The sequence below is a fragment of the Vibrio sp. Vb0304 genome, from assembly GCF_033338995.1.
GTDB classification, from domain to species: Bacteria; Pseudomonadota; Gammaproteobacteria; order Enterobacterales; family Vibrionaceae; genus Vibrio; species Vibrio alginolyticus.
On sequence record NZ_JAWOTT010000023.1, the window covers coordinates 1 to 20,628 of the forward strand.

20 protein-coding genes are annotated in these 20,628 nt (G+C 46.4%); 7 read left to right on the top strand and 13 right to left on the bottom strand.

Annotated features, from left to right (window positions below; all coding sequences use genetic code 11):
* Window positions 1-26 precede the first annotated feature (26 nt).
* The 3 genes from nfuA to cysQ all read left to right on the top strand — a co-directional run bounded on the left by nfuA (window position 27) and on the right by cysQ (window position 2,229).
* A complete protein-coding gene (gene nfuA, locus R7P35_RS19765; protein WP_005379313.1) occupies window positions 27-611 on the top strand; it encodes a Fe-S biogenesis protein NfuA in 585 nt (194 codons plus the stop codon).
* A 176-nt stretch (window positions 612-787) separates the two neighbouring features.
* A complete protein-coding gene (gene nudE, locus R7P35_RS19770) occupies window positions 788-1,357 on the top strand; it encodes an ADP compounds hydrolase NudE (RefSeq protein ID WP_042522602.1) in 570 nt (189 codons plus the stop codon).
* A gap of 44 nt (window positions 1,358-1,401) precedes the next feature.
* On the top strand, window positions 1,402-2,229 hold the full coding sequence (gene cysQ / locus R7P35_RS19775; RefSeq protein WP_005379308.1) for a 3'(2'),5'-bisphosphate nucleotidase CysQ: 828 nt from the start codon (window positions 1,402-1,404) through the stop codon (window positions 2,227-2,229).
* A gap of 302 nt (window positions 2,230-2,531) precedes the next feature.
* Here cysQ and R7P35_RS19780 read toward each other — a convergent pair whose 3' ends face one another.
* The 12 genes from R7P35_RS19780 to gspC are packed head-to-tail and all read right to left on the bottom strand — an operon-like array spanning window position 2,532 to window position 13,840.
* Window positions 2,532-3,293 (bottom strand): type II secretion system protein N, encoded by a 762-nt coding sequence (locus R7P35_RS19780; protein WP_017635007.1) that lies wholly within the window; start codon window positions 3,291-3,293, stop codon window positions 2,532-2,534.
* Window position 3,294: 1 nt separating this feature from the next.
* Window positions 3,295-3,786, bottom strand: a complete 492-nt coding sequence (locus R7P35_RS19785) for a type II secretion system protein M (protein ID WP_005383002.1) — start codon at window positions 3,784-3,786, stop codon at window positions 3,295-3,297.
* A gap of 7 nt (window positions 3,787-3,793) precedes the next feature.
* Window positions 3,794-4,996, bottom strand: a complete 1,203-nt coding sequence (gene gspL / locus R7P35_RS19790) for a type II secretion system protein GspL (RefSeq protein WP_025768306.1) — start codon at window positions 4,994-4,996, stop codon at window positions 3,794-3,796.
* The gene (gene gspK / locus R7P35_RS19795; protein ID WP_005379302.1) at window positions 4,965-5,975 is read right to left on the bottom strand and encodes a type II secretion system minor pseudopilin GspK; all 1,011 of its coding nucleotides are present in this window, start codon (window positions 5,973-5,975) and stop codon (window positions 4,965-4,967) included. The genes gspL and gspK overlap by 32 nt, the downstream gene beginning before the upstream one ends.
* Entirely contained in the window at window positions 5,968-6,645 is a 678-nt protein-coding gene (gene gspJ, locus R7P35_RS19800; RefSeq protein ID WP_025768305.1) for a type II secretion system minor pseudopilin GspJ, read from the bottom strand. The genes gspK and gspJ overlap by 8 nt, the downstream gene beginning before the upstream one ends.
* Window positions 6,632-7,021, bottom strand: coding sequence for a type II secretion system minor pseudopilin GspI (gene gspI, locus R7P35_RS19805; RefSeq protein WP_017635009.1), 390 nt, complete (start codon window positions 7,019-7,021; stop codon window positions 6,632-6,634). Before gspI ends, gspJ begins: the two co-directional genes overlap by 14 nt.
* Entirely contained in the window at window positions 7,008-7,607 is a 600-nt protein-coding gene (gene gspH, locus R7P35_RS19810) for a type II secretion system minor pseudopilin GspH (protein ID WP_044129564.1), read from the bottom strand. Before gspH ends, gspI begins: the two co-directional genes overlap by 14 nt.
* Window positions 7,608-7,636: 29 nt before the next feature.
* The gene (gene gspG / locus R7P35_RS19815) at window positions 7,637-8,080 is read right to left on the bottom strand and encodes a type II secretion system major pseudopilin GspG (protein ID WP_005379298.1); all 444 of its coding nucleotides are present in this window, start codon (window positions 8,078-8,080) and stop codon (window positions 7,637-7,639) included.
* 59 nt (window positions 8,081-8,139) lie between these two features.
* Window positions 8,140-9,357 (bottom strand): type II secretion system inner membrane protein GspF, encoded by a 1,218-nt coding sequence (gene gspF, locus R7P35_RS19820; RefSeq protein ID WP_025768303.1) that lies wholly within the window; start codon window positions 9,355-9,357, stop codon window positions 8,140-8,142.
* Complete coding sequence (gene gspE, locus R7P35_RS19825) at window positions 9,357-10,859, bottom strand: type II secretion system ATPase GspE (RefSeq protein ID WP_005379296.1); 1,503 nt, start codon at window positions 10,857-10,859, stop codon at window positions 9,357-9,359. The genes gspF and gspE overlap by 1 nt, the downstream gene beginning before the upstream one ends.
* The gene (gene gspD, locus R7P35_RS19830; RefSeq protein WP_005379295.1) at window positions 10,859-12,877 is read right to left on the bottom strand and encodes a type II secretion system secretin GspD; all 2,019 of its coding nucleotides are present in this window, start codon (window positions 12,875-12,877) and stop codon (window positions 10,859-10,861) included. The genes gspE and gspD overlap by 1 nt, the downstream gene beginning before the upstream one ends.
* Before the next feature lie 36 nt (window positions 12,878-12,913).
* Window positions 12,914-13,840, bottom strand: coding sequence for a type II secretion system protein GspC (gene gspC, locus R7P35_RS19835; RefSeq protein ID WP_005379294.1), 927 nt, complete (start codon window positions 13,838-13,840; stop codon window positions 12,914-12,916).
* Between the two features lie 253 nt (window positions 13,841-14,093).
* On the opposite strand from gspC, the gene hslR reads away from it, so the two are divergent.
* The 4 genes from hslR to R7P35_RS19855 all read left to right on the top strand — a co-directional run bounded on the left by hslR (window position 14,094) and on the right by R7P35_RS19855 (window position 19,662).
* Window positions 14,094-14,480, top strand: coding sequence for a ribosome-associated heat shock protein Hsp15 (hslR, locus tag R7P35_RS19840; protein WP_005379292.1), 387 nt, complete (start codon window positions 14,094-14,096; stop codon window positions 14,478-14,480).
* Between the two features lie 30 nt (window positions 14,481-14,510).
* A complete protein-coding gene (gene hslO / locus R7P35_RS19845; protein ID WP_031780788.1) occupies window positions 14,511-15,386 on the top strand; it encodes an Hsp33 family molecular chaperone HslO in 876 nt (291 codons plus the stop codon).
* 336 nt (window positions 15,387-15,722) lie between these two features.
* Window positions 15,723-17,351, top strand: a complete 1,629-nt coding sequence (gene pckA, locus R7P35_RS19850) for a phosphoenolpyruvate carboxykinase (ATP) (protein ID WP_005379288.1) — start codon at window positions 15,723-15,725, stop codon at window positions 17,349-17,351.
* Window positions 17,352-17,541: 190 nt separating this feature from the next.
* Window positions 17,542-19,662, top strand: a complete 2,121-nt coding sequence (locus tag R7P35_RS19855) for an AsmA family protein (RefSeq protein WP_042522600.1) — start codon at window positions 17,542-17,544, stop codon at window positions 19,660-19,662.
* Here the strand turns inward: R7P35_RS19855 and R7P35_RS19860 are convergent.
* The gene (locus tag R7P35_RS19860; RefSeq protein ID WP_005379283.1) at window positions 19,648-20,565 is read right to left on the bottom strand and encodes a bifunctional GNAT family N-acetyltransferase/hotdog fold thioesterase; all 918 of its coding nucleotides are present in this window, start codon (window positions 20,563-20,565) and stop codon (window positions 19,648-19,650) included. The genes R7P35_RS19855 and R7P35_RS19860 overlap by 15 nt on opposite strands.
* Window positions 20,566-20,628: the final 63 nt, after the last annotated feature.

Sequence of the window (20,628 nt, forward strand, 5' to 3'; positions counted from 1 at the left end):
CCTACAAATTTACTCGGGTATTCGTCGTGTCAAATATTACTATTACAGAAACTGCGCAAACGCATTTCGCTAACCTTTTAGGTCAACAACCTGAAGGCACTAACATTCGTATTTTCGTTGTGAACCCAGGTACACAAAACGCTGAGTGTGGCGTGTCTTACTGTCCACCAGAAGCAGTAGAATCGACCGACACTGAACTCTCTTACAGCGGTTTTTCAGCTTACGTGGATGAGCTAAGCCTGCCATTCCTTGAAGACGCTGAAATCGATTTTGTTACCGATAAAATGGGCTCTCAGCTAACGCTAAAAGCACCTAACGCTAAAATGCGTAAAGTTGCGGACGACGCACCACTGGTTGAGCGCGTTGAGTACGTTATCCAAACTCAAGTGAACCCACAGCTTGCTGGCCACGGTGGTCACGTAAACTTGGTTGAGATCACTGAAGACGGTGTTGCGATTGTTGCATTTGGTGGCGGTTGTAATGGCTGTTCTATGGTTGACGTAACACTAAAAGAAGGCATCGAGAAAGAACTGCTAAACCAGTTCATTGGTGAACTAACCGCTGTTCGTGATGCAACAGAACATGACCGTGGTGATCACTCTTACTACTAAGAGTAAACACTGTCAGAAAATGGGAGGCTTCGGTCTCCCATTTTTGTATCGATACTGAGGTGATGCTGAGATGCTTAGCTCGACTCGTAAAATCCGCTAGAAACTCAGGCGGAGTTCTCATATATTAAGAATCTTACGCATCTCGTAAACGCCAACGACACCAAGGAGCCAGCGTCATGCCGAAACGAACCCCACCAGAGATACTCTCATGCCAGACGGTTGCAAAATCCAAACTGTTTGCTGTGGAAGCGCTCGACCTTCGTTTTTCCAATGGTGAGCATCGTACTTATGAGCGTATGAAGCCAAGTGGACGAGATGCTGTAATGGTGGTTCCTGTAACAGAACATGGCGATTTATTACTGGTGCGTGAATACGCCGCTGGAACTGAACGTTACGAGCTAGGTTTCCCAAAAGGGCTGATTGACCCAGGAGAAACACCACACCAAGCTGCGGATCGTGAGTTAAAAGAAGAAATCGGCTTTGGCTGCAATCAGTTAACCCCGTTGAAACAAGTTATCCTCGCGCCATCTTACTTTTCGAGCAAAATGACTCTATTTTTAGGACAGGCGCTTTATCCAGAGAAGCAAGAAGGCGATGAGCCTGAACCACTGGAAATTGTGCGTTGGCCACTTGCGCAAGCCGAAGAGTTATTAACTCACATGGATTTCTGTGAAGCACGAAGCATCACAGCGCTAATGTTGGCACTGAAACACTTACCAAACACCACTCACAAGCATAACCAATAACGGTCATTAGAACCGAATAACACTGTGAGTAAGGACTATCACTTATGCCAATGACAAAAGATCTATCTCACCTACTTCCTCAAGTCATCGAGATTGCCCGCAGTGCTGGGCAAATGATCCTCGAAATATATGAAAAGAAGCAATACGAGGCCTACACCAAAAGTGACGAAACTCCCGTAACAAGTGCAGATATTGCAGCTCACAAGTTCATCACTGAACGCTTGAGTGATCTGACGCCTGACATTCCCGTGTTGTCAGAAGAAGACGCAGACATAAGCTTAGAGCAACGCGCTCAGTGGGAACGTTATTGGTTAGTCGACCCTCTTGATGGTACTCAAGAATTCATCGCTCGCAGTGGTGACTTTGCCACTATTATTGCGTTGGTCGACAACAATCGACCAACCATGGGCGTCGTTTACGGTCCTGTATCTGGCGTGACTTACTACGCTTATAATGGCAAAGGCGCCTGGAAAATTCCCGACATGTCGGACAGCGTCAAAATCCATACACACAAACACGAACAGCCAGAGCAAAGCATCGCAATTGCTATTAGTCGTCGCCAAGACATCAATCGTATTACTAACCGTATGAGCAGCGCCTGGAATTACGACTTAATACCGCTCGGTTCTGCGGCATTGAAAGCATGCCTCGTCGCGGAAGGGGCGGTAGATTGCTATCTCCGACTAGGTCCAACAGGTGAGTGGGACACCGCTGCGACACAATGCATTGTTGAAGAAGCTGGCGGACGTATTCTCAGCACGCAATTAGAACCGCTGTCATATAACGAGCGGGAAACACTAGAAAACCCGAATTTTATTGTTCTTGGTGATGCGGATTTACCTTGGAATGAGATTTTACAACGCAAAGATTAAGCGCCCTATCGGTAAAATTTAGAGCACAAAATTCTAGCAATAGAAAGGCCACGAATATCTTCGTGGCCTTTTCTTTTTGACCTTCTGTACAGCACTTAGAGTATCTGGCCTGCTATGTTCCAATTACTTGCAAAGCTGAACAAAAGAAACAAATCGATTAAAAATCATGGCTTTAAACTTTCACTCATTCCCAATCAAGATCGAATGTACAGCGAATAGAGGTTTTAGCTTACGATGATCCAAAAGCAAAAAGAGCTGCACAATAGCAGCTCTTTTAAGATATTGGATTTTGTCACGATAGGTTAGAAGCGCCCTTGGTAATTAAACTCATATTGACCTTGAGCATTCGGCTTACCCAACCATTTCAGTTGCTCCCCCATGCTGGATGGGAACTCTGCACCAGGTTTGAACCACGCTTTGGTTGAGTACCGTTGATTAGGCATCAGTTCAGCGGAAAACGCCGCAGAGACTTGTTTGCTGCTCTGCTCACCAGTTGCCGTCAATACACTATCCTGACAGTTTATATCGGCAATCACAGGACCGAGATCTAAGCTGCCAACGGGGCTTTGAATACCACTGGCATTCCATACTAAAGTGCCTTCACCGTTCTTACACCAAGGCGCAGCATAAGTCGCATGACGAATATTCAGCTCAAGTTGCCCATCAACACCAACAGGCACAGGGAGGCGCGCTTGCTCAACAACTTTTACCGCCGGAATCGAGGCAACTAAGTTTTTGGCATAAGGGCCATCACTTAAGCTATAACCGACAAAACCGCGCCCACGAACGTCCATTTCACTACCACGACCAAAGCGCACAGCAAACTCAGCTTTACCTGTCAGTAGACTCGACCATTGGAAATCCCAATTAACTTCTCCAAGGTTCTGGCGCTGCCAACGAATACTAGCAGCTTGACCTTGCCATACCGAACCGTTGGCTCCTTGAATGTCAAGGCCTCTCACTGTTGGTGCTTGTTGTAACACCCAAGAGACTGGTAATCCCATTAAAAGACTGACTGAAAAAAAGACGATAAAGATAACAACGTAAAGTACTGCTCGCTTCACCTTAACCTCGCTTAAACTGAAGGCGGTTTACATCGATCATGCCCGCTTGCTCTGTTCGGTCGATATCTAAAAATTCGACTTCAATACCCTGTTGCTCTTTCAAGTAACGTAACCAATCCACTAGTTGATTAAACGCGAGTGGTTTGATCCACACTTGAACGCTCTCATTACGAGGTTGTACGCGAATCAACTCAACTTTATAACGACGAGCTGAAGAAGAAACCAACTGATTCAACGGTTGACTAGAGTAGCTCACACCGCTGCTTTTTCGCAGTGCAGTGATGCCATCCGCTTTATCTTGTACCCAAGCTAGCAACTGCTTTTCACTTTGAATACGTGACTGAGCTAGCTCCGCACGTTGACTCATTGGTTGTAATAAACCCCAATAAATAATACCGATAACGGCAATAGCGCCACATCCCATGACCAAACGCTGCTCACGCTGCGAGATGCTGCTCCACCAAACCTGAGCTTGAGAAATTAAATTTTTCATCATCACCTCACAAACGCTTCAAAACAAAGCTGCCAACCACAACGTTATCGCTACGGTTCAACTGACCTTGCTCAACATTAAACTTCTCTGCCAATTTCACACGAGCCTGCTCAAAAGGTTGGAAGTCTGAACTACGAGCCTGAATACGTACTTCGCCACGTTGTCCGTCGTATTTAAAGCTAGTGATCTCCAAGTCGCTGACCTGACCAAGCGTCGCGGGTAATGCCGCCAACCATGACAACATTGCCTGCTGACCACTTCCACCAGATAAGCGGCGCTCTTCATCATCCATTTGTCGTTTGAGGTAACTAACGGTAGGAATGCGTCGTTTATTTGGGAACACCTGGCGGAAAATACGCTCACTCTCCTCACGATACGCTTGAGCTTGTGCTTCGTACTTGTGGACCACGAGCAACTGCTGCGCAACCATGACGACAATAAGCACCCCCGCAGCAATGGTGGCTTTTTGCCAGAGCTTCCAGTATTTACCCCAAGAAGATTTCGGCTTGAAGATCCCAGTCAGCAAATTGACTTTGCTTTCTGTCACCCCCTTCGCCAGTAAAGCCATCGTCATTTCTTCTGGTTGCGGCTCCCATATTTCAGGTAACGCAGATTCCGGGACCGAGCTATAGCAATCGAGCTTCCAACCTTCATGATTTTGTAGATAAGAAGAGAGGTAAAGGTCTAACCAAGAAGCGTCGACAACCGCGCCCTCTGTCGCAGAGTGACGAATTAGCCATTGCTCGCCAATCATTGCAGCACTGCTGTGATCTCCACGAACCGGTAACGCAAGCACATCGGGTAAAATGCGTTTAATGGCGATACCTTGGCTTGAGAAACGTTGCAGTACAGTCTGAATCCAAGCACGTTCAACTGCGCAAATCTGCGCTTTATCCGCTTGTTTACCCAACACGCTAAAGTGCAGGCCATCAACGTCCTGAGCAACTTCGTCTTCCACTAAGTACGGTAACATCGCCTCGAATTGGCGTGTTGCACCAGGTGGTATATCCACTTGCGTCAGGACCACATCATTACTCGCCAACAGCGCCACAACTTGGCGCTGACCAGCATATGAGACCAATTCATCTAAGTGTTCCCACCCGGCGATTTCACCGCTAGCAATCACTTCCTGTTGATCTGTCGACCACACCACCCAAGGAATGGTACTTTGTTGTTCGCTACTCAGCCGAACGGTCAGAAACTCGCTCACTGATCCCTCCAAAACGACGGCGAACTACGGTCACCGTTTCTCTATTTGTACTTTGCAAAAGGCTTCGGATACGTACACGTGATTCATCCACCAACACTTGTGCATCCAATTCAAAAAAGGCGCTATCCACACCCAAATAGCCTTTGGCGTTTTTCTTTACATCTTCACTTAAGCCAGCCATTTCTGACTCTGCTAAAAATTCATCAATGCTATCCCACCCATCAAATGGGCGTTTTTCAATTAGCTGAATCGCATCACTACTGCTTAAGTTTGGTGAGAACATTGCCACCAAAATCGGAGCTTGCTCAACATCAATCGTATTCACGTTTAAACGCCAGTCATCACTTGGTAATGCACAGACCAGCGGCTCCAATTTTTGGAAAATTTCACCGCTCACCTGATAGACAGCCCGTAACTCGGAAGCATCTGCCATCCAACCATTTGATGCCAAATAGGAAGGTTTCATCGCTTCATATGTGCTGTCTTCAACCCCAGTAGTCGAACGGACAGAGTCATCAGCATCAATGTATTCCCAAGTAGAGTCTGCAATGATTTCTGCTTGATATGGCTCGACATCCAACTCTTCTAATAGGCGCTGCAATACATTCACTAAATATGGTCTTGTAATTTGCTGACCCGTTGGTTGCACACGACTCAATACATTTAGATTAAAGCACGCTTGCTTGTCTCTAATTCGTCCCGCCGCTTGACCATAATCTAACGGATAGACTTGCTCTTTTATCGCCCACGGTTGACTCATATTAATCGTGTCGGTGTCTTTATAACTTTGTTCGATACCCACTTTTGCTAGCGCCTCGACGCCAAGGCTGTACCAGTACGCTTGCTGGTAATTGATTTGATTAGCGCCTCGCTGAAACTGCAAGAACAAACGTTCCGACATACTGGCAGCAACCGTCGCCATAATCGCCAGCAACATCAACACTATAATCAAAGCAACACCGCGTTGACGGTTAACCATTATTGCTGTCTCCTGAACTTTCATCTTTCTGACTCAATGTGCCATCAGGAGTGAGATAAGTGCGGGCAATTTCTCCATAGTCTTTGAGAGTGAGAACAACAGAAACCGCTTTCGGCAGCGCTTTTTCTTCAGCCCACTCTTTTTTCCATTGCTTACCATCATAGAAACGCATATCAAATGACTCGACCTGCGTTAGCAATGGAGTAACAGTACCTTGTTGCCCAACCGGCGTATCAGGATAGCGCCACCATACTCGCTGCAGTGTTTCTTCTTTTAAGCGATAGCCAACCTTGGTTACTTCTCCACGAGGGAACTGCTGCTGAGGGTTGTGCCAACCTAAACGGGCAAACATCAGCCCTTTAGTATCGGAGTCCAACAGGTAATCGGACCAAAAAATTAGCCGGCTAGCAGGCTCTTCACCATTAGTACGTGTTTGACGCATCGCCATTTGACGAAAATCGTTATCCATCATCACCATGGCACGCTGAATTTCGTTTAAGCGTTGGGTTCGTTCTTGTGATAGCGCATTGCTACGCTGTACTTGCGATACCACTTGGTACGCAGCGACACTTAAACTGGCAAAGATGGCAATCGATACCAACACTTCAATAAGTGTAAAACCTTTTACCCTTTGGCGCGTATTTGCGCGGAGATGATTATTGCGCCACATAGCTTCGTACCGTTACTACAGGGCTCGCGCTTTTCTCTACCGAGACGCTCACATCAAATGCTTTCAGCAATGGCTGCGTCGTGGCGACTGGCGTGACTTTCCAGAACCAAGTGCGTCCTGCCAGCTCTTCTGTGCCGTTTTTCGCTTTGAGTTCTCCGGTATTCAACATCACATTTGCCATCTGATTATCCACAACCATGGCTGCAAACATTTTTTCTTCTAAATAACTGATTGTATTAATATGCTGGCTCACGGAGCGAATAACACTGATGGCAGCGGTGGCGAAAATTGCCAGTGCGACCAATACTTCCAGTAAGGTCATGCCTCTCGTCCGGCGATGACTCAAATTTGGGCGAGCTTGCTTAAAATTGCGCATTCTCATCCTCTTTCACTTCTTCGCCCGGAGCTAATAACAAAATTTGTCCACTTTCTTTGCCAATGACTCGCCAACCGTCATTAAAGGCATCACCATTTTGCGGAAAAAAAGACAGGGTAAATGGCGTGACTTCGGCGCTGGAAAAGATAAACACTTGCGGTGGCTCAATTTTCTTTTCGTCCTCTTCTTCTGCGAACATGTCTTCATCAAAAAGAGAACCTGGTTTGAATAAGCGCTCATCATTATCCCAAGCACCACCTCCGAGCTCGAGTTGTAGCGTAACATCTTCTTCTAGCTTGGTTTTGCTCGGAATCTGCTTTAATTTCAGAGGCTGCCAACCTTCTGAGGTTAAACTCAGTAGAGCGTAGGTCGATTTGGCATCATCCACTCGAACGCCAAAATCTTTACCGCTCAGCACAGCTTCTTCATTGAGCAGCTGTAAACGCTGAAAAAAGCTTTGAGCATACTGTTTGGAAAGATCTTTTTGGCTAGTCGGTAACGTCGAGATCACGGCCACAGCCGTAAGAGATAGCAAAACCAGCACCAATAGAATTTCTATCAATGTAAAACCGTTATGTTTTCGCATTTGTTTCATTAGTGCTGGCTTAGGCTCAATTATTGGAAGTCTTGCATGTTCCAGTTGCCAATATCTGCAGCTGGACCTTCTCCACCCTCTTGGCCATCTGCGCCTAGAGTGAAGATATCGATTGTACCGTTATCACCTGGGCTTAAGTATTGGTACTGGTTGCCCCAAGGGTCATTAGGAAGACGTTTGATGTAACCACCATCACGGTAATTGCGTGGCTCTGGGTTAGATGGCTTGCTAACCAATGCTTCTAGACCTTGGTCCGTTGTTGGGTAAACGCTGTTATCCAACTTGTACATATCTAGGGCATTTTCCAGCGCTACGATGTCCGTAATCGCTTTTTGTTGGTCAGCCTTCTCTTTGTTACCCAATAGGTTTGGAACAACGAAACTTGCCAAAATACCAAGGATAACGACAACAACCATCACTTCTAAAAGTGTAAAACCCTGTTGTTTACTACGCTTAAACTTCATTTTTTTCTCCGAAAGTTAGATTAAAGCCATGCCGTTAGTAGACACGTCTTAATTCGAAATTATCCGCTCATCAAATTATTCATTTCTAGCATTGGCATCAAGGTCGCCATCACAATGAACAACACTAATCCAGCCATTAATGCAATCAGCGCAGGAGTAAACACCCCCAGAGCAATATTGACTGTTGATTCAAAGTTTTGATCTTGGTTATCGGCAGCCCGCGTCAACATGCTCTCTAATTCACCACTTTGCTCACCACTGGCGATCATGTGTAGCATCATTGGTGGAAACAAGCGGGTTTGGTCCAACGCCTTACGCAAACTAGCGCCCTCTCGAACGTTATCCGCTGCAAGCAACACTTGCTGCTTCACATAACGGTTAGACATAACATCTACCGCAACGCGCATACCCTCGAGAATTGGAATCGCACTGGAAGTACAGATCGAAAGTGTTCGCGCGAATCGTGCGGTATTCAAACCTCGAGAGATCTTACCTATTAGCGGTAAGCTCAAGATTTTTCTGTCCCAAGCTAAGCGAAAGTCTGGCTTTTGCAACGCCAGTTTGAGGCCATAGAAAAGCGCCACCAGCACAACGAAAATAATCAGCCCCCAACCTTGCACAAACTCACTGGCTGCCAGTAAAAATTGCGTCGATTGAGGTAACTCTTGGCCCATCTGAATGATGGGTTCAATGATTTTAGGAACCACTGTCGCCAATAAGAACGAAACGATGACAACCGCGAATACCACCAAAACTACAGGATAAATCATTGCTTGAAGCAATTTAGATCGCATCTTTTGGCGGTTTTCGACATAGTCTGCCAAACGCTCTAATACGGTATCGAGGTGACCTGATTTTTCGCCCGCCGCAACCATGGAGCGGTACAGTTCATCAAACACGTGTGGGTAATCGGCAAAACTGTCGGCGAGCGGATAACCCTCGGTTACTTTCGAGCGAACCGCAGCCAACATAGAACGAATCCTCGGCTTTTCAGCCTGCTCAGAGACCGCACGCAAACACTCTTCCAAAGGCATTCCTGATTGGACTAGCGTAGACAATTGCCGTGTGATGAGTGCCAGCTCAGATGTCGAGATGCCGCGCTTAAAGCTGACTGAACCTGAAGACTTAGCCGATTTAGCTTTCGTCTCGACCACTTCAATCGGGATCATCCCTTGCTCTTTGAGTCGCTGGCGCACTTGTCGGGCGTTGTCCCCTTCTATCGTGCCTTTTTTATGCTTGCCTTTTGCATCTAGCGCTTTGTACTCAAATGCCGCCATTAGGTTTCCTTCGTCACTCGCATCACTTCTTCAAGTGACGTAATACCACGACGTACTTTGCTTAAACCATCACTGCGAATACTTGGCGTATGGGCGCGAACGGCTCTCTCAATTTCTTGTTCACCAGACTCTCGATGAATCAACTCTTGCACTTGCTCATCGACCATAATGAGCTCGTGGATACCTGTTCGACCTCGGTAGCCTTTTTGGTTACACGCTTCACAGCCTTTTGCTCGGTGCAGTTCTAACGGTTCATGCGCTTCCATACCAAACAGTTTTTTCTGTTCCGCATCGGCTTCATACGGCTCTTTACAGCTTGGACAAAGCGTTCGAACTAAGCGCTGCGCTAGCACCCCTAATAACGAAGAAGAAATAAGGAATGGCTCAATACCCATATCACGTAGACGCGTAATCGCACCCACTGCGGTGTTGGTGTGGAGAGTCGACATTACCAAGTGACCCGTTAAGGACGCTTGCACTGCAATTTGTGCGGTTTCTAAGTCACGGATCTCACCGACCATCACCACATCCGGGTCCTGACGCAGAATGGCACGCAAGCCGCGCGCAAACGTCATGTCGACCTTTGGGTTCACCTGAGTTTGACCGATGCCATCAATATCAAATTCGATCGGGTCTTCAACCGTTAGAATGTTGCGTTCGTTGCTATTGATCTCTTGCAAGCCAGCGTACAAGGTGGTGGATTTACCAGAACCTGTCGGGCCCGTCACCAAGATGATACCGTGAGGGCGGCCAATCAAGTGACGGAAGTTGTCATGCACTGAAGGGGTCATGCCCAAACTATGTAAATCAAGACGAGTCGCGTTTTTATCCAACAGACGCATTACCACGCGCTCCCCATGAGAGGACGGCATCGTCGATACACGCACGTCCACCGCACGACCACCGATACGCAACGAAATACGGCCATCTTGAGGCACACGCTTTTCTGCGATATCTAGTTTAGCCATAACCTTCACACGAGAAACCAGCAAAGGCGCTAGCTTACGACTTGGGGTCAGAACTTCACGCAATACGCCATCGACACGGAAACGAATCGAAAGGGTTTTCTCGAACGTCTCAATATGAATATCCGACGCACCTTCTTTGATCGCTTCGCCCAACATGGCGTTGATCAATTTGATGATTGGCGCATCGTCTTCCGATTCTAATAAGTCTTCATCATGCGGCAGTTCTTCAGCCAAAGAGAAGAAATCATCGCTATCAGCACCAATATCTTCCATCAACTGACGCGCTTCAGACGAGTCGCGTTGATATGCTTCAGTCAGCTTTTTATCAAAGGCTTCTTTATCGATAGGTTGCGGTACGAAGCTTTTCTTTAATACACGACGGACTTCAACCAGAGCCGCAGGGTTAAGCGGCTCGACATAGTAAAGAATAGGTGGACGCTCAGGATGCTCTGTCTCCAGCACCAGTTTAAAGCGGTTGGCAAAACTGAATGGCAGACGACGCATACTTGGCGCTGTGTCTAACATATCAACCATTAGTTGTTTTCCATTTGATCAATAAACGCTTGAATCTCTGTTGGGTGCTGACGCTCCTGGCCAAAGGCAGGCATAACCGGGATCTTCTCGTCAGCCATCAACTTCAAACCTTGATCCGCTTTGTAAAGCTGTTCTGCGCGAATAAAGTTGTATTTACGCTGCGTAATACCGTCGGCCGTCACACCATCGCGAATAATCGTCGGCTTGATGAACACCATCAAGTTACGTTTTTCTGTTTGCGTGCTAGTTGACTTGAACAGATGGCCAAGTACCGGAATGTCACCCAATAGCGGCACTTTAGACTCACTTTCAAGTGCGCGTTCATCGACCAAACCACCAAGAACCAACATCTGACCATCTTGGATCATGACAGAGGTGTTTAACTGTCGTTTAGCAAAGCGAACGTCAACCGCACCGTTTGCGCCTAATACGTTGGAAACTTCTTGTTCAATGTTTAACTGTACAGAGTCACCTTCGTTAATTTGTGGCACTACTTTGAGTTTGATACCGACTTCTTTACGGTCAACCGTTTGGAATGGGTTGTCGTTGTTTGAGCCAGCCGTAGAGCCCGTAATAACCGGAACCTCTTCACCCACAATAAATGATGCTTCGCCATTATCCATTACGGTAATACTCGGAGAAGATAGAATGTTTGAGTTGGAGTCAGAAGCAACAGCACTAATTAGCGCTGTCCAGTCACCCATGACAATACTCATTGCCGCACCATTTACTCCGCTAAGTGCTGACGCTAGCGTAGAGTAGTCACCTGATTCAGTAACATCATATGGCGTTCGTTCGCCATTAGAGTTGGTATAGTATTCAGTTCGGGTTTGATCTTTTGCTTCTTCTAGACCAACCATCACCTGACCAATCGGGGCTCCTGAGTTACCGTACTGAATTACAGCACCCGTTTCTAACGAACCCCACTGAACACCTAGGTTAATACCATCACCTTCAGACATTTCGACAATTAACGCTTCAATAAGAACCTGAGCACGACGAATATCGAGTTGAGAAATGACGTCTTGTAATGCCATCATAATATCTGGCGGCGCTGTTAAAACTAACGAGTTAGTTGCAGCGTGAGCAGCAATGACGACCTCACCACGCGATGCACCTGATGTTTTCTGACCGGCTTGCTTTTCAGCTTGCAGGTTATCGGAAACACCTTTCAATACATCCACCAAGTCTTCAGCTTTCGCATTTTTCAGGTACACAACTCGGTTGTTACCTTTTGTCGCCATTTCAACATCAAGTTGACGAATCAAACGTTTCAAGCGGGCTCTTACTTTTGGATCACCAGAAATTAAAATCGCGTTAGTACGTTCATCGGCCACAATTTTAGGTTCAAGGAACTCTGGCGTGCTTTTCTGATTCGCACTTTTATTCAGTGCTTCGACAATGCGTACCATTTCAGCAGCAGATGCATTACGCAGCTCCACCAATTCAATTTCTTTATCACCGGCTTGGTCAACACGCTTGATGATCTCTGCTAAGCGATTCACTACTGCCGCACGACCAGTAATCAAGATAATATTCGCTGGATCATAATGAACCACGTTACCGGCACCGGCATTATCAATCAGTTGACGAAGTAGAGGAGACAACTCTCGAACCGACACATTACGCACCGCGACAACTCGAGTGATAACACTATCGCCTTGCGCGCTGCCATCACCTAACACAGGGATTGCTGAGGTTTTTGAGTCTTTTGCTTTGATAACCTTAAGTACCCCATTGTCCATTTCTACGACTGCGTAACCGTATACTTCAAGGACATTAAGGAAAAAGCTGTAGTATTGCTCTTCGTTAAGAACGTCATAGCTGCGGACATCGATTTTACCGCGTACTGAAGGATCAACAATGATGGTCTTTTCGAGGTTACGACCCACTATGTTGATGAATTCTTGAATATCAGTGCCTTTAAAGCTCGCACTAAATTCGTTTGCCATTGCACCTGGTACGCAGAGTAAACTTCCTGCTAGTAGCCAAGCACTTTTGCTGAACCAATGTTTCACGTATGTCTCCCTGAACTTACGCCGGTTGCCTAAGTCTTACAATTGGATATAGATATCGTACTGTTGGCCGTCTCGCTCAACAGTTAAATTTAATTCTTGCGGATCGCTCATCACTTGCATCAGTTGTACTGAAGAAGACGGGTCACTTAAATCGATCCCGTTCAGTTGAACCGCAATATCGCCAGGTTGTAGTCCTACATCATTAAATAATGCGGCATCACGACCAGGTGATACTCGATAACCAACAATGTCTCCGTCTTTTTTGACGGGTGAAATGGTGATGTATTTAAAAACGCTTTGTGGATCTTTCGCAATTTCCTCGCGGATTTGCTCTAATTTCTCTCCAACGTCAGACGTCGCTGCTTCTGCTCGCTGAGCTTGCGCCCTAGCTACCTGCGGCGATTCAGATAGCTTCTTATATTCTATACCTTCCATCATTAAGGTCTCGTCTCGACCTTGGTTATCAATGATGACGCGATCCACCAATACCGCTTTTAGTGTCGCACGTGTCCCTTCGATTTCTTCACCCAAACCGTACGTAGCTTGCTTACCTCGGTTAGCAATAACAGCAAGGCTGGTGTTGGCATCACTACTTGCAACCGCACCGACCAGCGTAAGGTTAAGGCGCGTCTTAGGGGCGTCTTTAACAATAGGCTGTTCTACAACCGCCGCTTTTTGCTCAGTGTATTTACCGAATAGGTTGGCATTCTGAAGGGCATTAAAATCTATCGCGTCGCCTTTATTGCTCGCAGCAACGCTACTCGCCGATGGACGCCATTGCGGCACTTCCGACGATTGAGGTATGGCTAACCACACAATTTTGCCAAGTATCCATCCGGTTATCGCAATAAACAGACAGGTAAGCAACAAGCTAAGTTTGGCTTGAATGGTATAATGATTGGACTTGATCTGAGCCAGTAGCGGTCTGCTTGATAATCCTGCACTTAGCTCTAAACGTTTCACTGAATGGATTCCTTTATTCTAACGTCCGTCATTTAAGCTATAACGATAGCTATCGACTTTAAATTGCTAAATTTGCAATAAAATTATTACTCAACAAAGAGCAGTGAACTATATCACAAGTTGTCTTTCATACCTTTTTCTTATGCAGTTTTTGCCAACTCCCTTGAAAAAAATACGCCTTGACTCCATCTGTAGGTGAATAATCCATCACTCATTGCTGTATTCGGGCAGTGATTAGATAGCGTAGTGTTCTATGAGTTCCCTAAATGAAGCCGTTAGGCTAGATAAATGGCTATGGGCCGCAAGATTTTACAAAACCCGCTCCATCGCGCGTAACATGGTCGATGGCGGTAAAGTCCACTATAATGGCCAACGAAGCAAGCCGAGTAAAATCGTTGAAGTGGGCGCTGAAGTCAGACTTCGTCAAGGCAACGAAGAAAAAATCGTGATAATCGAACAAATCTCAGATCAACGCCGAGGCGCTCCCATCGCACAAACCTTATATCGCGAAACCAATGAGAGTATCGCGAAACGTGAGGAACACGCGACTCAACGTAAGCTTAATGCCCACAACCCAAGTCCGGAACGCCGCCCAGATAAAAAGCAGCGCCGAGACATCATTAAGTTCAAACACCAATAAAAGCCGGATTACCAACGAGGAAAGCACTCCATGGCAAATAATGTTTTAAACCGCTACCTATTCGAAGATCTTTCAGTACGTGGCGAGTTGGTACAATTGGATGAAGCGTACCAACGTGTTATCTCCAGCAAGGAATATCCGGCAGCAATAGAGAAACTGCTGGGTGAGCTACTCGTTTCAACTACTCTTTTAACTGCCACTCTTAAGTTCGAAGGTTCGATCACCATCCAGCTACAAGGCGACGGTCCTGTGTCTCTTGCCGTTATCAACGGTGACCATAACCAACGTGTTCGTGGCGTAGCTCGCTGGGAAGGCGATATTGCCGATGACGCAAACATTCACGATCTAATGGGTAAGGGCTACCTTGTGATCACCATCGAACCGAAAAACGGCGAGCGTTACCAAGGCGTCGTTGGATTAGAAGGTGACACTTTAGCAGAAGTGCTAGAAGGCTACTTTGCAAACTCAGAGCAGTTAAAAACGCGCCTATGGATCCGCACTGGTGAGCATGAAGGCAAAGCACACGCAGCAGGTATGTTGATTCAAGTGATCCCTGACGGCACTGGCTCTCCAGATGATTTCGAACATCTAGAGCAGCTCACTGACACAGTAAAAGATGAAGAATTGTTTGGTTTAGAAGCGAACGAGTTATTGTATCGACTATATAACCAAGACAAAGTACGTCTGTACGAGCCGCAACCTGTCGAGTTCCATTGTGGCTGTTCTCGTGAGCGTAGCGGTGCAGCAATCATCACCGTTGAGAAAGCTGAAATTTATGACATTTTGGCAGAAGTTGGATCAGTTTCTTTACATTGTGATTACTGTGGCACAACTTATACGTTCGACGAATCTGAAGTCACTGAACTGTATGCACAAGCTTCTACAGACAAGAAAACCCTGCATTAATTTACATAGCTTATCAAGCACGTAATTTACCCTACAAAAGGCCAGCTTAATGCTGGCCTTTTTGTGATCAACCCCTCGTAATAACTAGCCTCAAGCGTAATAAAACAACTGCTTAATTTTAAACAATTAATAATGATTTTGCCCTAGCGCAAAGGATTGCGTGCACGATAGACTATTCCCACCAATATGTGACGGGTTACCTAAAACCTTATTGAAATCATGGGCAAATTTTGAGCTATCTCCCTGTTTTCTCCCCGCCCCGTTGCTAGCATGGTGAGCAGATTAAAATTAAAACATTCTTACAAAATCCCTACAAAATCCTTATAAGGAGCACCTATGACCGTTATGGAACATACTAAGGCTGCAACACTTGATCTAACCAAGCACGGACTGCATAACGTAAAAGAGGTTATTCGCAACCCAAGCTACGAAATGTTGTTTGAGGAAGAAACGCGTGAAGACCTAACCGGTTATGAGCGCGGCGTGGTTACTGAACTAGGTGCGGTTGCCGTTGACACTGGCATCTTTACTGGTCGCTCACCAAAAGATAAATATATCGTCAAAGACGCTACGACAGAAGAACATATGTGGTGGACGTCTGATCAAGTGAAAAATGATAACAAACCAATCACTCCTGAAGTGTGGGACGAGCTAAAAGAACTGGTCACAAACCAGCTTTCTAACAAACGCTTGTTTGTTGTTGACGGTTACTGTGGTGCAAACCCAGATACACGTTTGAGCATTCGTGTTATCACAGAAGTCGCATGGCAAGCGCACTTCGTTAAAAACATGTTTATTCGCCCGACGGAAGAAGAGTTAGCGACATTTGAACCAGACTTCGTAGTAATGAATGGCGCAAAATGCACTAATCCAAAATGGGAAGAGCAAGGCCTGAACTCAGAAAACTTCACCGTATTTAACCTAACCGAGCGCATGCAACTTATCGGTGGTACTTGGTACGGTGGTGAAATGAAGAAAGGTATGTTCGCGATGATGAACTACTTCCTTCCACTAAAAGACATCGCATCAATGCACTGTAGCGCTAACATGGGCAAAGATGGCGATGTAGCGGTATTCTTCGGTCTATCTGGTACGGGTAAAACGACCCTGTCGACTGATCCTAAACGTGCGCTAATTGGTGATGATGAGCACGGCTGGGATGATGACGGTGTCTTCAACTTCGAAGGTGGTTGTTACGCAAAAACCATCAAACTTTCGAAAGAAGCAGAGCCGGACATCTACAATGCAATTCGTCGTGATGCACTGCTAGAAAACGTAACAGTACGTGGCGATGGTTCTATCGACTTTGATGATGGTTCGAAAACAGAAAACACACGTGTTTCTTACCCTATCTACCATATCGATAATATCGTTAAGCCAGTATCAAAAGGCGGTCACGCGAATAAAGTGATCTTCCTATCAGCCGATGCATTTGGCGTACTGCCTCCAGTATCTAAATTGACACCCGAGCAAACTAAGTACCACTTCCTGTCTGGCTTTACCGCCAAACTAGCGGGAACAGAGCGCGGTATTACTGAGCCAACACCAACTTTCTCTGCTTGTTTCGGCGCGGCGTTCCTAACGCTTCACCCAACTAAATACGCAGAAGTACTGGTTAAACGCATGGAAGCAGCAGGCGCTGAGGCTTACCTAGTGAATACTGGTTGGAACGGCACTGGCAAACGTATCTCTATTCAAGATACACGCGGAATTATTGATGCCATTCTTGATGGTTCGATTGAAGAAGCACCAACTAAGCACATTCCAATCTTCAACCTTGAAGTACCAACGTCACTACCAGGTGTGGATCCTAGCATTCTAGACCCTCGCGACACGTACGTTGACCCACTTCAGTGGGAAAGCAAAGCGAAAGATTTAGCAGCGCGCTTTATCAATAACTTTGATAAGTACACAGACAACGCTGAAGGTAAATCTCTGGTTGCGGCTGGTCCTCAGATTGATTAAATCGAGTAACAGCGACGTCGCGTAAACGCAGTGAAAAGTTGGCATTAACTTATCACCTTTACGTAGGCCAAGTTACAAAAATTGCTTCAAGCCCCTCTTTTGAGGGGCTTTTTATTGAATACCACAGAATATTGATACAAGCTAAAGCCTATCTAGTTTTATTTCATAACACACGTAGGTTCTAGCAAAGATGAAAACAGCGCGTCGAGTTCTACTTCTGTTACTGGTTATCTTAGTTGCCATTCCAGCCGCTACGATTGCGCTGCTAACAACATCTTACGCGGACGCAACCTGGCGCTTGCTGTCAAACACCTTTTCTCTTCCCTTCCGGGCCGAAAGCGTGCGTTATGGCTTTCCCTATCACCTAACTTTACAACGCGTGAACACCAGCGGAGACGATGCGTCTTACATCGAGCAAGTCGATTTATGGATGAATCCCGATGTTTATCGCAATGGTAAATGGATCGTTGATAGTTTATTGATTGATGGTATGAGCTTGCAGTATGGCGCACCAAAGCTCCCACCTTTAGATAACGTTTTATTCCATCAAATCGCGCTCAAAAATATTGATTACGCCGACGAGCAGTTCTCTGCCAATGGCATTGACCTTCAAATTCAATCACCACAATGGAATGGTCAATTAATACCATATGGCGAAGTTCAACTTGCAGCTGACCAACTCTATTGGAATGGCGAAGCCTTTAATCAAGTCTTAGTCGATATAGACTACAAACCGCAAGACAGTACGCTTTATGGCACCTCTTTTAACTGGCGTAACAGTCAAATATCTGGGCAAGGGGAGCAGTATCCTCAAGGCTGGTCTTTAGTAAATGTGACCATCAACAAGCTGAAACTGAATAATACGCAGCGCCAATCACTGCTTGCAAAACCTTGGCACGATCTACCATTTAACATTAATCATATTAATAGCTTAGATTTGCTTAACGCCGATATTGAATGGGGCGACTGGCACTGGCAGAACTTGGATCTTTCTGTGGAAAACGCCATACTGCCACGGTCTCTCTGGAAGACAAAAGCTCAAGTGTCATTGCAGGCGGATAGCGTTCGATTCCAGCAGCAAACCGCAATAGAGCCACGTTTGAGTGCCGCTATCGAGCCAGGAACAATCCAGCTCAACGAGCTCAGCTTAGATTGGCAGCAAGGTCGAGTGCAAGTTTCTGGATTGTTCACGCCAACACAATGGAAGCTCAAAGAAGCCTCTATTCAAGGCCTCAAGTGGGCAACACAGCCAGAAGACAACCTAAATTGGTGGCACGCCGCCACCAGCGAGTTAGAGCATGTTGCAATCGAACGACTCGACATTGAGCGCAGCCAAATTATCCAGCTATCTCACGAACCTTATTGGCAACTTTCCGGTTTAAATATCGAAGGGCAACAGCTTGATATTAAACAGTCTGCTCAACGTTGGGGCCTTTGGCAAGGCGAATTGGAAGTCAGCGTTGTCAACGCCAGCTATGACCAAATACTCACGTCTCACGCAGCACTTGCCATGCAAAGCAAAGATGGCTTTTGGCAATTGACTCGCCTTTTTGCGCCACTCAAGCAAGGCTACGTAGAAGGCATCGGACAAATAGATTTGAGTACCCCGAGCCAACCTTGGGCGCTCAACGTCAATGCTGATGGTATTCCCTTATCGCTCTTCCACGATTATTTTTTACCCGACACACTGGCTATTGATGGTTTTTCCGATCTCAGCCTCGATCTACAAGGGTTATCAGGTGATCGCAACATGCTGGCCTACAGCTTATCGGGTGAAGTGGAAGCCAATCTCCGAGATACCCGCTTGAAGTCCCAAGCGGATCATTCGCTCAAAGCCATTACCTTAAGTCCACTGCGTTTAAGCGCGCAGCGAGGGGAAGTTGCCATAAAGCCGGTCACAATTTCAGGAAAAGCCATAAGTGGTAAGGTTTGGGGAACATTTGATATGGCCAACAACCCGCTAAGTGGCATTACTTATCAATTGGAAGAGTCGTGCGGAAACATTGAAGGCGATCTACTAAGTGGTGAAACCCACCGTAATGAGTGCGTGAACGCATCAAAACTGGCCGAGCCTACTGATATTGAGACTCCACAGAAAAATGATCCTTCCATCGAGCAGCCAATCGTGATTGATAACATCAATTTGGAGACTCAAGAGGAAGAGCTTTACGAAGAAATTATCGAAGAAGATGAAGTACCCGACACGCATTTCGCAGCAGAAGAACAAACCCTCTCACCGACAGAGCAAGAAGGTGAAACAGATAAGCGCCCAGCAGATCAGTCGGCGCTTCCCCCATCAGCAACTGAGTAACTGCGAGTAGTTCGGTATCAGCATATAGGTACCGACAAAATCCACAGCTGGCGTGTCACCACTATAAATCACTACGTGAATAACGATGCGTGCTTTGCGTCCCGACTCCAATCGGTCTAGGTCACCACTGATCCCATCCAACGAAGTACTCGCCACGGGGTTTTGTTCGACTGGTTGACGATAACGAATAGAGCTGTCGGCCAACACAATATCACCGTGCAGCCCACGCTCTTTAAGCAGCAACCACGTCATCCCCCACCCTGTCAGGGTTGCTAAGGTAAAAGCTGACCCGGCGAACATGGTGTTATGGGGATTAAGGTTAGGATTAAGCTGCGCACAGCATTCAAACTGGTAACCCGTGTACTGGTTAATTTTGATCCCCATTTTGTCGCTAATTGGGATTTGTTGCTCCCAGCGCTGTTGAAGCTCAGTACACCATTCAGGGCGACGTAACACATTGGCCATCGGATCCAGTTGCTTCACCATTTGCTGATGGCGCACAGGGCCACGCTCATCGGTCAGCTCGCCTCGACGCTCAAAGCCATTTTTTTCATAAAAGGCGATGGCATCTTCACGGGCATTACACACCAAGCGTTTCGCTCCTTCTTGGCGCGCTAACGACTCTAGTGCAACCAAAACCAGCGAACCCATCCCCTTGCTACGGCGATTATTTTTAACCGCCATATAGCGGATCTGGCCATCATTGTCCGGCGTAATGTATAAACGGCCAATCGCCATAGGACGACCTCGACCATCAACAATCATCCGGTGATGACTCATTTCGTCGTATTCATCGCGCTCTGAGCCGATCGGCATACGCCATGGCTCACGAAGCAGTTGCCAGCGAAACTGATAATACTTGTTTATCTGATTATCGGTTTTGGGAGTAATGAGTTTGAACATATCAATCCTTTGAAAGCACAACACTAATCAGTGTCGGAAAAATTACTCCAAGCCAATTCCATG

Excerpts from the sequence above, each read along its gene's own strand:
- nudE (WP_042522602.1), top strand. The coding sequence starts at position 788 with ATGCCGAAACGAACCCCACCAGAGATACTCTCATGCCAGACGGTTGCA.
- cysQ (WP_005379308.1), top strand. The coding sequence starts at position 1,402 with ATGCCAATGACAAAAGATCTATCTCACCTACTTCCTCAAGTCATCGAG.
- R7P35_RS19785 (WP_005383002.1), bottom strand. The coding sequence starts at position 3,786 with ATGAAAAATTTAATTTCTCAAGCTCAGGTTTGGTGGAGCAGCATCTCG.
- gspK (WP_005379302.1), bottom strand. The coding sequence starts at position 5,975 with ATGGTTAACCGTCAACGCGGTGTTGCTTTGATTATAGTGTTGATGTTG.
- gspJ (WP_025768305.1), bottom strand. The coding sequence starts at position 6,645 with ATGTGGCGCAATAATCATCTCCGCGCAAATACGCGCCAAAGGGTAAAA.
- gspI (WP_017635009.1), bottom strand. The coding sequence starts at position 7,021 with ATGCGCAATTTTAAGCAAGCTCGCCCAAATTTGAGTCATCGCCGGACG.
- gspH (WP_044129564.1), bottom strand. The coding sequence starts at position 7,607 with ATGCGAAAACATAACGGTTTTACATTGATAGAAATTCTATTGGTGCTG.
- gspG (WP_005379298.1), bottom strand. The coding sequence starts at position 8,080 with ATGAAGTTTAAGCGTAGTAAACAACAGGGTTTTACACTTTTAGAAGTG.
- gspF (WP_025768303.1), bottom strand. The coding sequence starts at position 9,357 with ATGGCGGCATTTGAGTACAAAGCGCTAGATGCAAAAGGCAAGCATAAA.
- gspE (WP_005379296.1), bottom strand. The coding sequence starts at position 10,859 with ATGGTTGATATGTTAGACACAGCGCCAAGTATGCGTCGTCTGCCATTC.
- hslR (WP_005379292.1), top strand. The coding sequence starts at position 14,094 with ATGAGTTCCCTAAATGAAGCCGTTAGGCTAGATAAATGGCTATGGGCC.
- hslO (WP_031780788.1), top strand. The coding sequence starts at position 14,511 with ATGGCAAATAATGTTTTAAACCGCTACCTATTCGAAGATCTTTCAGTA.
- pckA (WP_005379288.1), top strand. The coding sequence starts at position 15,723 with ATGACCGTTATGGAACATACTAAGGCTGCAACACTTGATCTAACCAAG.
- R7P35_RS19855 (WP_042522600.1), top strand. The coding sequence starts at position 17,542 with ATGAAAACAGCGCGTCGAGTTCTACTTCTGTTACTGGTTATCTTAGTT.
- R7P35_RS19860 (WP_005379283.1), bottom strand. The coding sequence starts at position 20,565 with ATGTTCAAACTCATTACTCCCAAAACCGATAATCAGATAAACAAGTAT.